A 14,127-nucleotide genomic window follows, 5' to 3' on the forward strand; every position below is an offset into this window, starting at 1 on the left:
TCTGCCGATAGGCAGGCAACAAGTTATCCTTGTAGATTATTTCTACAGGACAATACAGTTTAATGTTTAAAAATCAAATTAAATAAGTTTCGTCAAGTTTTTGTATATCCTTGACGACCAAAGGAGTTTTGTAATCTGTATAAGAATTCTTGTTTTCTTGTACACTATCAAAAGGATTTATGAAAGCGTAAACAAATGAAGTTATAAGTTTTTGTTGTTTAAGTGAAAGCTTGTCAAAAGTTATTTGTAGTTCATTTTGACCCGCAACAACAATCTGTTTGTCATCGCAACAACTCTTTTTAATTGTAACACATTCTTCACTAGAAAGGTCTTGTGTTTCCATACCACAACTTTCTGCAGAACTCAACATTGATGAATCTACTAAAACATCACCACAAAAGTGCATATCAACAGTAAACGACATTGTAGAGAATAACACTACAAAAGCCATTAAAAAAGATACTATTTTATGAGTTATTTGTTTCATTTGTAACGCAAAGATATAAAAATTTCTTTATTAACTACTTATTCGTTCTTTAGAAAAGCCTCAACTTTTCAGTTGAGGCTTTTTTTATGTTTAATACGTGTCTTTCATCCAATTATACGGTTTGCGTTTTACCCACATTCCGCGTGTAAAATCTGGAAAATCTTGCGGCTCTCCGTTGTTTTCTATGGATGCTTCAGAAAGTGGCGTAATTGCGCTCCAAGCGGCAGCATCATAAGCATCTAAAGGCGGAGCAATATTGCGTTTTGCAGATTCTACAAAAGCGTTAATTACAAAGAAATCCATTCCGCCATGACCAGCGCCTTGTGCGTGTTCTCCAAATTTTTTCCAAAGTGGATGATCATATTTTTCTAACCATTCTTTTGATGCGTCCCAACGATGTGGCTTCGATTTTCCTTCAACATACATTCTATCCCCGTCTTTTTCCCAAAGTCCTTCTGTTCCTTGAACTCTAAATCCTAAAGAATACGGTCTTGGCGAACTACAATCGTGTGTAACAATAATAGTTTCGCCATTTGCTGTTTCAATTGTACTGGTAATTATATCACCAATTTTAAAATTTAATTTTGCATTCGGATGCTCTTTTCCGCCATTATCAACAATATATTTATGCAAACCTCTAGATTTTGTAGCATGAGAAGTTAAAGACATCAATCTATTTCCTCTGTTTACGTTACACATTGTTGCCACAGGACCAACACCATGCGTTGGATATACATCTGCATTTTGCATTAAATTATGTTGCGTGCGCCAAGCAGATTCTGAAATTCCTTTTTCGCCAAACTCTACTCCTTTGCCATAAGCGGATTTTCCATCATTAAAAAACACCCCTCTTAAATCGTGTTGATACCCACATCTAAAATGCAATAATTCTCCAAACACATTTTGCTTTACCATGTTTAAAACTGCCAATACATCTCTTCGATAATTTACATTTTCAAGAATCATCATGTGTGTTCCTGTTTCTTCGTGCGTATTGACCAAATCCCAACATTCTTCCATGGTATTTGCCGCAGAAACTTCTAAACCTGCGTAAACGCCTGCCAACATTGCATCTTTTGCCATGCGTGTATGCCACAACCAAGGTGTTGCAATAATTACGGCATCAACATCATCTAGTTCTAATAAATTTCTATAATCTAAATCGTTTTTTCCAAAAATTTTAGGTTTCTTTTCTCCTGCTTTTTCTATAGTGTCTAAAGCAATTTTAATTCTTCTAGAATCGATATCGCAGATTGCAGTTACCAAAACATCGTCTCTTAACAACACATTATTTAAATGATTAGTGCCTCGCAAACCAACACCAATTAAACCTACTTTTAGTGTTTTGTCTTTATACGAATCGTTTGATGCAAATGATAAACTTGGCGACATTGCTATTCCTGTACCAATTATGGCTGACTTTTTTATAAAATCTCTTCTAGAACTCATATTGTTTTGATTGGTTAATAGTTATGTAATATATTTCAAACTCTTTCAAATTTATAAATATTATTTTAGGATTAAGAATCCTTAGCATAACTTTTTTATATCTTTGATTTTCTAAAAACTTTTTCAATGGATAATTTTCTTTTATATGTAAAAATGGGACTCTATCATGTGTTAGATTTTGCTGCCTATGATCACATCCTTTTTTTAATTGCGTTGGCTGTTGTTTTTGAATTTTATCAACTAAAAAAAGTTTTGTGGTTAATCACGTTATTTACAATTGGCCATAGTTTAACTTTAGCTTTATCGGCATACGGAGTTTTAAAAATTGACGTAAAAGTTGTAGAGTTTTTAATTCCGGTTACTATTTTTATCACCAGTATTGTAAATATTTTTAACCTAGGAAAAACATCAAAAAATAAAGATAATATCAATTTAATTTTTGCCTTAATTTTTGGCTTGATTCACGGTTTAGGATTTTCTAATTATTTTAGAATGATGATTGGACGAGAAGAAGACAAATTAATGCCACTATTAGAATTTGCGTTAGGAATCGAACTATCGCAAGTAATTATTGTTTTAAGCATCTTAATTGTTGGCGCTTTAATGCAATCCTTTTTTAAAGTTACCAAAAGGGATTGGATTTTAGTCATCTCGTCTATTGTAATTGGTTTTGTAATACCAATGATGATAGAACGCCTTTTTTGGTAAAAAATTAACGCTTCAACTTTATAAAAGAAACTACTTTTGCTACATGAATAAAAAGCAACACAAATACGATACTGCTTATCTGAAAATGGCTCAAGAATGGGCAAAATTATCGCACTGCGAACGCAAACAAGTGGGCGCTTTGATTGTAAAAGACAGAATGATTATTTCTGACGGATTTAACGGAACTCCAACTGGTTTTGAAAACTTTTGCGAAGACGAAGAAAATTACACAAAATGGTATGTGTTGCATGCAGAAGCAAATGCCATCTTAAAAGTTGCTTCTTCTACACAATCTTGTAAAGATGCAACGTTATACATCACGATGTCGCCTTGTAAAGAATGTAGTAAATTAATTCATCAAGCAGGAATAAAAAGAGTGGTATATGCAAATGCTTATAAAGATGATACTGGTTTGCAATTCTTAAAAAAAGCAGGTGTAGAACTAATGCATTTAACACATGAAGAATAAAAATTATTTACCAATCTATTTTGCTTTTGCAATTGTATTTGGCGTTTTAATAGGAAGTTTTTTTAATGGAGGAAATTCTTCTAGAAATTTATTTGCAAAAAAATCTTCGAACGAAGCAAAAATAAAACGCTTAATGGACTACATCCAAAGAGATTATGTTGATAGCGTAAATACAGAAAATTTATTGGACGGCGCAATTACACAAATCTTAGGAAAATTAGATCCGCATTCTGTGTACATTCCAAAAGAAAACTTGCAAGCAATTACCGAAAACATGCAAGGTAATTTTGTGGGAATTGGCGTTCAGTTTAGAATGATAAAAGATTCTATTACGGTAATTCAACCTATAAAAGGCGGGCCAAGTATTAAAGCGGGAATTAAAGCTGGAGACCGAATTTTAATGGCAGATAAAGACACGTTATTTGGTAAAAATTATTCTAGCAATGCAATTCCAAAATTTTTAAAAGGCAAATCAAACACAACTATTAATTTACAAGTCTATAGAAAATCTACCGACTCTTTGTTTACCATTTCTCTAAAAAGAGGAAAAGTTGCCATAAAAAGTGTCGATGTTTCGTATATGATAAACGATTCTATCGGTTACATCAAATTAGAACGTTTTGCCAGAACATCTTACAGCGAATTTAAAACTGCCTTAACAAAACTCCAAGAAAAAGGAATGACCGATTTGGTCTTAGATCTTAGAGGAAATGGCGGCGGATATGTAGATATTGCAACCAAAATTGTGGATGAATTTTTAGAAGACGGAAAACTCATTGTTTTTACCAAAGACAATAAAGGAACTGTTGACGAATCGTATGCTACAAATCGTGGTGCTTTTGAAAATGGCGGATTGTATATTTTAATCGATCAAAATTCTGCTTCAGCTTCAGAGATTGTTGCTGGTGCTTTGCAAGATAACGATCGCGGAACAACTATTGGAAGACGTTCTTTCGGAAAAGGTTTGGTGCAAGAAGAATTAGATTTAGGCGATGGTTCTGCTGTTCGTTTAACTATTGCGCGTTATTATACGCCAACTGGGAGATCCATTCAAAAACCATATGAAAAAGGAAAAGGAGCAAAATATTCTCGAGATATTAATAACAGAATTAAAAGCGGAGAATTATTAAATAGAGACAGCATTAAAGTAGTTGATTCTTTACAATTTACAACGCCAAAAGGGAAAGTTGTTTATGGCGGCGGCGGAATTATTCCCGACGTTTTTGTTGCTGTTGATACAACATCCTATTTAAATAATTTCTATTTTAATACCATTCAGAATTTTGCTTTTGATTTGGTGGATGCCAACAGAAAAGAATTATCAAAAAATAGTTTAGATAGTTTTCTCAAAAATTATGACATCAACAAATCGTATAAGGAATATTTGAAAAGCATCAACACCACTTTAAAAGATTCTAAAAGACGTTATGCAAAGCGATTTAAGCCATCAAAAAAGGTGGAAAAAACTTTAAAAGAATATTTAAAAGCTACTATTGCAAGTCAAATTTATGGCGATGATGGTTTTTACAGAGTCATACAAGCTGACGATAAAATGCTGCAAAAAGTTTTAGAGTTGGAAAGTAATAATTAATGCCGTTACTTTGTGACAATGAATATCAAGATTCCAAACAATAAAAAAATTTACTTCGCTTCCGATCAGCATTTAGGAGCTCCAACTGCAGAAGCTAGCTTCCCTAGAGAACAAAAATTTGTTGCGTGGTTAAACGAAGTAAAAGAAGATGCCGCAGCTATTTTTTTACTGGGTGATTTATTTGATTTTTGGTTCGAATATAAAACGGTTGTTCCAAAAGGATTTGTAAGAGTTTTAGGAAAATTAGCAGAAATAAAAGACAGCGGAATTCCGATTTACTTTTTTGTAGGAAACCACGATTTATGGATGAAAGATTACTTTGAAAAAGAATTGAACATTCCTGTGTATCACAAACCACAAGAATTCACTTTTAACAACACTTCTTTATTTATTGGTCATGGCGATGGATTAGGTCCTGGAGACAAAGGCTATAAACGCATGAAAAAAGTATTTACTTTTCCGTTGTTTCAATGGATTTTTAAATGGTTACATCCAGATGTAGGAATGAAATTAGGACAATACATGTCTGTTAAAAACAAACTAATTTCTGGCGAAGAAGATGCCGTTTTTTTAGGCGAAGAAAACGAATGGCTGGCACAATATTGCAACCGCAAATTAGAAACCAAACATTACGATTATTTTGTATTTGGACACAGACATTTGCCTTTAGATATTCAGTTAACAGAAAACAGCAAATACATAAATTTAGGCGATTGGATTGGTCATTTTACCTATGGTGTTTTTGAAGAGGAAGAATTATCCTTAAAAAAGTATTAAAAGTTCCATTTCACAATACTTTAACCAAACCTTTAGCATTCTTTTAACAAGAAAAAAATCGCTATTATTGTAGCTTTGTTTTCAACAAATTTTTATCACACCAAAAATCCTAAAATGATAGAACAACAAATGAATGTAGATGTAAGAGCAATCAATGAAAAGATTGAAAGAGAAAGTGCCTTTATAGACATTTTAACCTTAGAAATGAACAAAGTTATTGTCGGGCAAAAAGACATGATTGAACGATTGTTAATTGGTTTGTTAGGAAACGGGCATATTCTTCTTGAAGGAGTTCCTGGTTTGGCAAAAACATTAGCAATTAACACATTATCTAAAGCGATTCAAGCTTCTTTTAGTAGAGTTCAGTTTACTCCAGATTTATTGCCTGCGGATGTTGTTGGAACCATGATTTACAACATGAAAGAAAATGATTTCATGATTAAAAAAGGTCCAATTTTTGCAAATTTTGTGTTGGCGGATGAGATTAACAGAGCGCCAGCAAAAGTGCAATCTGCTTTGTTAGAAGCCATGCAAGAACGCCAAATTACAATTGGCGATACTACGTTTAAATTAGACGAACCTTTTTTAGTAATGGCAACGCAAAATCCGGTAGAACAAGAAGGAACCTATCCTTTACCAGAAGCACAAGTTGACCGTTTTATGTTAAAAGTAGTGATTGATTATCCAAAAATTTCGGATGAGCAAACCATTATGCGTCAGAATTTAAACAACGATTATATCACTGTGAATCCTGTAGTTTCTGTAGCGCAAATCTTAAAAGCTCGTGAAGTTGTAAATGAAGTGTATATGGATGAAAAAATTGAAAAATACATTCTAGATATCATTTTTGCAACGCGTTATCCAGATAAATATAACTTACCTAATTTAAACTCATTAATTAGTTTTGGAGCTTCACCTCGTGGAAGTATCAACTTGGCAAAAGCTGCAAAATGTTATGCTTTTATAAAACGAAGAGGCTATGTCATTCCTGAAGATGTTAGAGCTGTTGTACACGATGTGCTGCGTCATAGAATCGGAATTACTTACGAAGCTGAAGCTGAAAACATCACTTCAGAAGACATTATAAACAGCATTATTAACGAAGTTGAAGTACCATAGACAATTATCATTGTTCAATTAACAATTATCAAAAGTTTGAATTGATGATTGTTAACTGGTTATTGTTGACTGATTATTGATAATTGTTCCCTGAGAATTGAAAAATGGATACAAAAGAAATACTTAAAAAAGTACGAAAAATAGAAATCAAGACACGTCGTTTGTCTGATGATATTTTTGGTGGCGAATATCATTCTACTTTCAAAGGTCGTGGTATGACGTTTTCTGAAGTGCGTCAATATCAATATGGTGATGATATTAGAGCCATCGATTGGAATGTTACTGCACGCTACAACGAACCTTATGTAAAAGTTTTTGAAGAAGAACGAGAATTAACCATGCTATTAATGGTTGATGTTTCTGGCTCGGAATACTTTGGTACAAATCAGCAATTTAAAAGAGATACGGCAACAGAAATTGCCGCAACTTTGGCTTTCTCTGCTATTCAAAACAACGATAAAGTTGGATTGATGCTATTTTCTGATCAAGTAGAATTATACATTCCGCCAAAAAAAGGAAAAAGTCATGTGTTAAGAATCATCCGAGAATTGATTGAGTTTAAACCAAAAAGCAAACAAACGAACATCAACGAAGCGTTAAAATTTTTATCAAACGTGCTAAAAAAGAAAGCAATTGTTTTTTTATTATCAGATTTTATGGATGATGATTACGAACAAACATTAAAAATTGCGGGAAGAAAACACGATGTTACAGGAATCAAAATTTTTGACAAACACGATGAAGAAATTCCGAATTTAGGAATTGTACCTATGCAAGATGCAGAAACTGGCAACGTGCAATTGGTCAATACAAGTGCTAAAAGCATCAGAACAAATTACAAAGCAAATGCCTTGCGTTTACAAGATTATTACACAAAAACATTTAGCAAATCTGGAGCAGGAACAATTACAACTCGTGTAGATGGCGATTATGTAAAAAAATTATTAGGCTATTTTAAACACAAAGGATAAACAATAAAAAAATGTCTCCTCGAGCGGAGTCGAGAGGTTAATAAGGTCTCGACTCCGCTCGACCAGACAAAACGATAATGAAACAAAAATTATTTTACATATTATTATTATTTTCAATTGCAACATTTGCGCAGGTTACACCTGTTGTAAAAGCAGAAATTGACACAACCAACATTAGAATTGGTGAGCAATTTGAGTTTAAAATAACGGTTAACGATACGGCAAATGTCATCATTCCTAAACTAGAAAAGTTAACTGGTTTAGAAATTATTGAAGACAAAAAAGTTGATACGTTAAAAAATCAATTGATAAAAAAATACATTTTAACAAGTTTTGATAGCGGCGCCTATTACATTCCGCAACAACAAATATTTATCCGTCAGAAATTATTTTTAACAGATTCTTTGTTGATAAAAGTTGCTTCTGTTGTAACAGACACGGTTAAACAACCTGTATTTCCAATAAAATCAATTCAAAAAGAACCGTATCAATTTGATGATTTTAAACCCTATTTATGGTATGTTTTAATGGCATTCATTATCATCGGATTGATTTTATATTTCATCCTAAGAAAGAAAAAAGAAGTTGTTGAAGAAGAAATAATTCCTGCTTTACCACCTTTTGAAGAAGCAATTCAGAAATTACATGAATTGGATGAAAAATTATTGTGGCAAAACAACTTAGTTAAAGAATATTATAGTGAGTTAACAGAAATTGTGAGAGGCTTTATTGAGCGCGAATTAAAAGTGCCAGCGTTAGAATCTACCACAGATGAATTGATAGAAACCTTAACCGATTTTAGCGATTCAAAATCAATTTCTACAACAAAAGAAAACATTAAAAAATTAAGAGATTTATTAAGAGAAGCCGATTTGGTAAAGTTTGCAAAATCGAAACCAATGTCTGAGGAAATTGAAGCACATAGAAAAGATGCTGAAGAGGTTGTAACTGAGTTAAAACCAGAAACAATAGAAATTCCTGAAACTAAAACCGAAGAAAATGAACTGGAATAATTTTGAGTTTCATAGTCCAGAATTTTTCTGGTTGTTTGCGATAATTCCGTTTGTAATTCTTTGGCGCGTTTTAGTTCGTAAAAAAAGTGCAGCAACATTAACAATACCAAGTTTAAAAGGATTTAAAGCGGAGCAATCTATCGTTTCAAAACTAAAACCTCTTTTATTTATTTTAAGAATTAGTGCTTTGTGTCTTCTAATTTTAGCATTGGCAAGACCAAGAAACGTTGCTGTAAGTAAAAAAACAAAAAGCAATAGAGGAATTGATATTGTTATGGCAATTGATGTTTCTGCAAGTATGTTGGCCAGAGATTTAAAGCCAAACAGATTAGAAGCTCTAAAAAAAGTAGCTATAGATTTTGTAAACCAAAGACCAAATGACAGAATCGGAATTGTTTTGTATGCAGGAGAGAGTTTTACACAAACTCCAATTACAAGCGATAAAGGAATTGTAAAAAGAACCATTTCTGAAATTAAATGGGGACAATTAGAAGGCGGAACTGCAATTGGAATGGGATTAGGTTCTGCTGTAAACAGATTGAAAGAAAGTAAAGCCAAGAGCAAAGTCATTATTTTATTGACAGACGGAGTAAATAATTCTGGATTTATCGACCCAAAGACAGCAACAGAATTGGCAAAAGAACTTTCTATAAAAGTATATACCATCGGAATTGGAACAAACGGAATGGCAGATTTTCCTGCATTTAAAGATCCAAGAACAGGAAAATTAATTTTTAGAAAACAACAAGTAGAAATTGATGAAGATTTGTTAAAATATATTGCAAATCAAACAGAAGGAAAATATTTTAGAGCAACAGACAACATAGAATTAAAAGCTATTTACGACGAAATTAACAAGTTAGAAAAAACAAAAATAGAAGAATTTAAATATTATAATTATCAAGAATTGTATAGAAGTTTAGTGCTTATAGCATTAGGATTATTAGTATTAGAATATCTGTTGAAAAAAACACTGTTTAAAAGTTTTATTTAAAATAAGTTCATAAAGTATGAATGTAATAAAGTTGTAAAGTTATATGTTCAACTTTTTAACCTTTCACTTTATAACTTTATAACTAAAGAAAAGAATGTATCAAATAGAAGAACCAACATATTTTTATTATTTAGCAATTATTCCTGTAATAATTGTACTATTTCTATTGGCTTTTTGGTGGAAAAAAAGAACTCAAAAAAGATTTACTGATAGTCTTTTATTAGAAAAACTAGCCCCAAACACCTCCACTTTTAAATCCGTTTTAAAAATGATTTTTTTAATCATTGGAATTGGGTTTTTAGTGATTTCTTTGGTAAACCCTAAAATGGGAACCAAGTTAAAAACGGTAAAAAGAGAAGGTGTAGATGTTGTTTTTGCGTTGGATGTTTCTAAAAGTATGTTGACAGAAGATATTGCGCCAAACAGGCTAGAGAAAGCAAAGCAAATTATTTCTAAAATTATTGACAAATTAGGAAGCGATAGAGTTGGAATTATTATTTATGCAGGAAACTCGTATCCGCTTTTACCAATAACAACAGATCATGCAGCGGCAAAAATGTTTTTACAAAATGCAAGTCCAGATATGGTTTCGAGTCAAGGAACAGCCATCAACGAAGCATTAAATTTGGCAAAAACCTATTATAATAATGATGAACAAACCAATCGTTTTTTAATTATTCTTTCTGATGGAGAAGATCATCAAGAAGACACCAAACAAGTAGCGCAAAACATGTCTAAAGAAGGCATTAAAGTTTATACAATTGGTGTTGGAACAGAAAAAGGTGGACCAATACCGATGAAAATAAGCGGTTCTTTAATTGGGTATAAAAAATACAAAGGGGAAACGGTAATTAGCAAAAGAAAACCAGAGATGTTAGAAACAATTGCAAATGCTGCTGGCGGAAAATATATTGACGGAAATAAAACTGAAAAACCTGTGGATTTTATTGAAAAACTGATTGCTAATGCGCAAAAAAGTGAATTCGAAACCAAACAGTTTTCAGATTATAAAGATCAGTTTCAATGGTTTATTGGATTGGGAATTTTCTTTTTATTAATTGATGTTTTCTTTTTAGACAAGAAAACGAAATGGGTTAAAAAAATCGATTTATTTAATGAGCACTAAATACAAAACTATGAAAACATCTTATTCATTTTTATTGTTTCTGCTGTTTTTTACAGCATTCTTAAACGCTCAAGAAGTTAAAGATTCTATCGTTTTAAAAAGAGAAGCAAGAAGTTTATTAAGAGAAGGAAACGAATTGTATCAGCAAGAAAAATACACAGACGCTAGTGTTTTATTTAAAAAAGCATTAGAAAAAAGTGCAACCTATAAAAAAGCAAGTTACAATTTAGGAAACGCTTTGTATCAACAAAAAAACTATAAAGAAGCTGTTCCGCAATACGAGGTTTCTGCAAAAAGTGCAGAAGATAAATTTACAAAAGCAGCCTCATTTCATAATATTGGTAATGCTGCGATGAAGCAAAAGCAATACCAACAAGCTGTTGATGCGTATAAAAATGCGTTAAGAAATAACCCGAATGATGATGAAACTCGTTACAATTTAGCCGTTGCTAAAAAGCTATTAAAAAAAGAGAAGGATAAAAAAGACAAAAATAAAGATAAAAAGGACGACAAGAAAAAAGACAACAAAGACAAAAAGGAGAATAAAGATAAAAAAGGCGACAAAGAGAAAAACGACGACAAAGGAGATAAAAAGAAACAAGATAAAAAAGACGACAAACAGAACGACAAGAAAGACGGAGATAAAGACAAGGATCAAAAACAAAAGAAAAACCCGAACGATCAAAAAAAGAATCCGCAAAAACAAAAGCCACAAAAAGGGACTATGACACCTCAGCAAATTAAACAATTACTAGAAAGTTTAAACAACGAGGAAAAGAAAACCCAAAAGAAAATGAATGTTCAAAAAACCAAAGGGACGAAAGTTAAACAAGAAAAAGATTGGTAATTTTCTGTTTTAATTTTTCTAAAAAGATATTATTTTTGACAATCAAAAAATGAAAAACAAAAGCATTTACATATTTTTATTCCTGAGTTTTATTGCTCAATCTATTTTTGCTCAAACAGATTTTAAAACCACTGTAAGCAAAAGTAAATTAGGGGTAAATGAGCGCTTTAGAATTGAATTCTCTATCAACAAACAAGGCGGAGATAATTTTACACCTCCAAGTTTTAAAAATTTTAAAGTTGTTGCTGGCCCAAGTCAATCTGTAAATCAATCTTGGATAAACGGCAGCGTAAGTTTTTCGCAATCGTACACCTATGTTCTTGAACCAAAAGCAATTGGTACATTTTCAATTTCTGGAGCAACAATTCAGTTAAACGGAAAAACACTGACGTCGAATTCGGTAAAAATCAATATTCTAAAAGCAGTAGATATTCCTCCAAATCCGAATGATCCAAATTATATTGCGCAACAAAATGTGCATTTGGTTGCCGAAGTTTCTAAAACGAAACCTTATGTTGGAGAAGGGATTTATGTAGAATACAAATTGTATGTAAGCGAAAATATTAGTGTTAAAGATTTTTCTGTTACCGACACACCACAATACAATGGTTTTTGGAATCAAGATATAAAGATTAATAATTTACAGATTAAAAACGGCATCTATAACGGAGAAAATTATCGTTATGTAGTCTTAAAAAAAGCCTTGTTGATTCCGACTAAATCTGGAAAATTAGTGATTGAACCCATGAAAATGGATATTTTAATTGGTGTGCCAACCGGAAGAGGAGATTTCTTTGGAAATGCAATTACAAGAAATATTACCAAAGTATTTTCATCACCAAAAAGAGATATTAGCGTAAAACAATTGCCGCTAAAAAATAAACCTGGAAACTTTAATGGCGCTGTTGGAGATTTTGATTTTAGCATTACTTCTAGTAAAAATGATTTAAAAGCAAACGAATCTTCGCAAATAAAAGTTGCTGTTAGCGGAAAAGGAAATTTAAAATTATTTGAACTTCCACAAATTGAAACGCCAAAAGAGTTAGAGATTTACACTCCAGAACACAAGGAAGCAATTAGAACAACGTTGAACGGAATTCAAGGTTCTGTCTATGATTTATACACCGTTGTTCCGCAATTTAAAGGAAAATACAAAATTCCGAAAGTATCGTTTTCTTATTTTAATCCATCAGAAAAAAAATACAAAACCATTACAACTGAAGACTTGTTTGTACATGTTTTAGAAGGAAAAAAGGTAGTTAGTACAACAAACAATGTTATTAAAAAAGATGTTGCAATCACTGGAGCTAATTTTAGATACATTCAAACAAAAAGTGTTTTTTCTCCATCAAAAAAAGAAGATTTCTTTACCTCCAATCTTTTTTACATATTGCTTTTGTTACCGTTAATTGCAATTCCGATTGGAATTGTTATTTACAATATTTCATCAAAAAGAAATAGTGATCTTGTTGGTGTAAAACAGCGAAAAGCAGATCGATTGGCTAGAAAATATTTATCAGAAGCAAAAAAACAATTAGGCAATAAAGATAAATTTTATATCGCTTTAGAAAAAGCGTTGCACAATTATTTAAAAGCAAAATTACAAATAGAAACGGCTGATATCAGCAGAGACAATATCATCGAAATTTTAAATTCTAAACAGATTGATGATGCTACAATTAACAATTTTATAGAAGTATTGAATAATTGTGATATTGCTCGTTACACACCAATAACTGTTGTAATGATGAATGATGATTTTGAAAAATCGATAAAAGTAATAACCGCATTAGACAAACAATTATAAACAGATGAAAAAACTATTTTTCTTTTTATGTATGCTGTCTTCAACAATTTTTGTTGCACAAACAAGTACAAAAATGTTGTTTGATAATGCAAACCTTTTGTATAAAGATGGCAAGTTTGAAGAAGCTATTAAAATCTATCAAGAAATAGAAGCAAAAGATTCCGTTTCTTCAACGTTGTATTACAATTTAGGGAATTCTTATTATAAATTAAATAAGGTCGCACACGCTATTTATAATTACGAAAAAGCATTAATGTTAAATCCATTAAACAAAGATGCGGCAACTAATTTAGGATTTGCAAGAAGAATGACAATTGATAATATTGAAGAACTTCCTAAAACCTTTTTACAACGATTAGAAATCAATTATTTGCAAAAATTTACTTACAACCAGTGGGCAATGTTCACAATTGTGTTTTCGTTTTTAGCCGCAATATTATTTTTGCTTTTTTACTTTTCAACGATTTCTAATAAAAAAAGAATTTATTTCTTAACCAGCATGTTGTCTTTTTTCTTGCTGATAATTTCTGTGTTTATTACGTATCATCAATATCAAAAAGCATTGAATACGAAATATGCCATTATTTTTTCTCCAAAAACAACTGTAAACAATGCACCAATACTAAATTCTGATGAAATTTTTGAGTTGCATGAAGGTACAAAGGTTCGTGTTTTAGATGCGGTAGATAATTGGAAAAAAATAAAATTGTCTGACGGTAAAATAGGTTGGATTTCTGCAGATAATCTTAAAATGTTAACCGATAAATAG

The 14,127-nt window shown here is 31.7% G+C and carries 14 protein-coding genes; 12 read left to right on the forward strand and 2 right to left on the reverse strand.

The genetic code is table 11. From position 1 onward, the window contains the following. Positions 1 to 73: 73 nt before the first annotated feature. Together KCTC32516_RS03005 and KCTC32516_RS03010 are read right to left on the reverse strand one after the other, a co-directional pair. Entirely contained in the window at positions 74 to 487 is a 414-nt protein-coding gene (locus KCTC32516_RS03005; protein ID WP_301401860.1) for an HYC_CC_PP family protein, read from the reverse strand. Positions 488 to 577: 90 nt separating this feature from the next. Next, a complete protein-coding gene (locus KCTC32516_RS03010) occupies positions 578 to 1,936 on the reverse strand; it encodes a Gfo/Idh/MocA family protein (RefSeq protein ID WP_301401861.1) in 1,359 nt (452 codons plus the stop codon). Between the two features lie 126 nt (positions 1,937 to 2,062). Between KCTC32516_RS03010 and KCTC32516_RS03015 the strand changes: the two genes are divergently transcribed. The 12 genes from KCTC32516_RS03015 to KCTC32516_RS03070 all read left to right on the forward strand — a co-directional run bounded on the left by KCTC32516_RS03015 (position 2,063) and on the right by KCTC32516_RS03070 (position 14,127). Then, a complete protein-coding gene (locus KCTC32516_RS03015) occupies positions 2,063 to 2,644 on the forward strand; it encodes a HupE/UreJ family protein (protein WP_301401862.1) in 582 nt (193 codons plus the stop codon). A gap of 43 nt (positions 2,645 to 2,687) precedes the next feature. Beyond that, positions 2,688 to 3,113, forward strand: a complete 426-nt coding sequence (locus KCTC32516_RS03020) for a deoxycytidylate deaminase (protein ID WP_301401863.1) — start codon at positions 2,688 to 2,690, stop codon at positions 3,111 to 3,113. Continuing rightward, positions 3,103 to 4,704: a S41 family peptidase gene (locus KCTC32516_RS03025; RefSeq protein ID WP_301401864.1), complete on the forward strand. Its 1,602-nt coding sequence runs from the start codon at positions 3,103 to 3,105 to the stop codon at positions 4,702 to 4,704. The genes KCTC32516_RS03020 and KCTC32516_RS03025 overlap by 11 nt, the downstream gene beginning before the upstream one ends. Before the next feature lie 24 nt (positions 4,705 to 4,728). Then, the gene (locus KCTC32516_RS03030; protein WP_301402719.1) at positions 4,729 to 5,481 is read left to right on the forward strand and encodes a UDP-2,3-diacylglucosamine diphosphatase; all 753 of its coding nucleotides are present in this window, start codon (positions 4,729 to 4,731) and stop codon (positions 5,479 to 5,481) included. A 129-nt stretch (positions 5,482 to 5,610) separates the two neighbouring features. Further along, on the forward strand, positions 5,611 to 6,600 hold the full coding sequence (locus KCTC32516_RS03035) for an AAA family ATPase (RefSeq protein ID WP_301402720.1): 990 nt from the start codon (positions 5,611 to 5,613) through the stop codon (positions 6,598 to 6,600). Between the two features lie 104 nt (positions 6,601 to 6,704). Then, on the forward strand, positions 6,705 to 7,571 hold the full coding sequence (locus KCTC32516_RS03040) for a DUF58 domain-containing protein (protein WP_301401865.1): 867 nt from the start codon (positions 6,705 to 6,707) through the stop codon (positions 7,569 to 7,571). A gap of 77 nt (positions 7,572 to 7,648) precedes the next feature. After that, positions 7,649 to 8,584 carry a hypothetical protein gene (locus tag KCTC32516_RS03045; protein ID WP_301401866.1) on the forward strand — a complete coding sequence of 312 codons (936 nt, stop codon included), beginning with the start codon at positions 7,649 to 7,651 and terminating at the stop codon, positions 8,582 to 8,584. Next, positions 8,571 to 9,578: a vWA domain-containing protein gene (locus KCTC32516_RS03050; RefSeq protein WP_301401867.1), complete on the forward strand. Its 1,008-nt coding sequence runs from the start codon at positions 8,571 to 8,573 to the stop codon at positions 9,576 to 9,578. The genes KCTC32516_RS03045 and KCTC32516_RS03050 overlap by 14 nt, the downstream gene beginning before the upstream one ends. Before the next feature lie 94 nt (positions 9,579 to 9,672). After that, positions 9,673 to 10,704 (forward strand): VWA domain-containing protein, encoded by a 1,032-nt coding sequence (locus KCTC32516_RS03055; protein ID WP_301401868.1) that lies wholly within the window; start codon positions 9,673 to 9,675, stop codon positions 10,702 to 10,704. A gap of 10 nt (positions 10,705 to 10,714) precedes the next feature. After that, entirely contained in the window at positions 10,715 to 11,551 is an 837-nt protein-coding gene (locus tag KCTC32516_RS03060) for a tetratricopeptide repeat protein (RefSeq protein ID WP_301401869.1), read from the forward strand. A 49-nt stretch (positions 11,552 to 11,600) separates the two neighbouring features. Then, positions 11,601 to 13,358, forward strand: coding sequence for a BatD family protein (locus tag KCTC32516_RS03065; RefSeq protein ID WP_301401870.1), 1,758 nt, complete (start codon positions 11,601 to 11,603; stop codon positions 13,356 to 13,358). A 4-nt stretch (positions 13,359 to 13,362) separates the two neighbouring features. After that, positions 13,363 to 14,127: a tetratricopeptide repeat protein gene (locus KCTC32516_RS03070; RefSeq protein ID WP_301401871.1), complete on the forward strand. Its 765-nt coding sequence runs from the start codon at positions 13,363 to 13,365 to the stop codon at positions 14,125 to 14,127.

Origin of the sequence: Polaribacter huanghezhanensis, assembly GCF_030444335.1 — a bacterium.
GTDB classification, from domain to species: domain Bacteria; phylum Bacteroidota; class Bacteroidia; order Flavobacteriales; family Flavobacteriaceae; genus Polaribacter; species Polaribacter huanghezhanensis.

Coding starts and splice junctions, on each gene's coding strand:
- KCTC32516_RS03055 (WP_301401868.1), top strand. CDS start 9,673: ATGTATCAAATAGAAGAACCAACATATTTTTATTATTTAGCAATTATT.
- KCTC32516_RS03045 (WP_301401866.1), top strand. CDS start 7,649: ATGAAACAAAAATTATTTTACATATTATTATTATTTTCAATTGCAACA.
- KCTC32516_RS03015 (WP_301401862.1), top strand. CDS start 2,063: ATGGATAATTTTCTTTTATATGTAAAAATGGGACTCTATCATGTGTTA.
- KCTC32516_RS03070 (WP_301401871.1), top strand. CDS start 13,363: ATGAAAAAACTATTTTTCTTTTTATGTATGCTGTCTTCAACAATTTTT.
- KCTC32516_RS03065 (WP_301401870.1), top strand. CDS start 11,601: ATGAAAAACAAAAGCATTTACATATTTTTATTCCTGAGTTTTATTGCT.
- KCTC32516_RS03025 (WP_301401864.1), top strand. CDS start 3,103: ATGAAGAATAAAAATTATTTACCAATCTATTTTGCTTTTGCAATTGTA.
- KCTC32516_RS03050 (WP_301401867.1), top strand. CDS start 8,571: ATGAACTGGAATAATTTTGAGTTTCATAGTCCAGAATTTTTCTGGTTG.
- KCTC32516_RS03010 (WP_301401861.1), bottom strand. CDS start 1,936: ATGAGTTCTAGAAGAGATTTTATAAAAAAGTCAGCCATAATTGGTACA.
- KCTC32516_RS03035 (WP_301402720.1), top strand. CDS start 5,611: ATGAATGTAGATGTAAGAGCAATCAATGAAAAGATTGAAAGAGAAAGT.
- KCTC32516_RS03005 (WP_301401860.1), bottom strand. CDS start 487: ATGAAACAAATAACTCATAAAATAGTATCTTTTTTAATGGCTTTTGTA.
- KCTC32516_RS03060 (WP_301401869.1), top strand. CDS start 10,715: ATGAAAACATCTTATTCATTTTTATTGTTTCTGCTGTTTTTTACAGCA.
- KCTC32516_RS03040 (WP_301401865.1), top strand. CDS start 6,705: ATGGATACAAAAGAAATACTTAAAAAAGTACGAAAAATAGAAATCAAG.
- KCTC32516_RS03020 (WP_301401863.1), top strand. CDS start 2,688: ATGAATAAAAAGCAACACAAATACGATACTGCTTATCTGAAAATGGCT.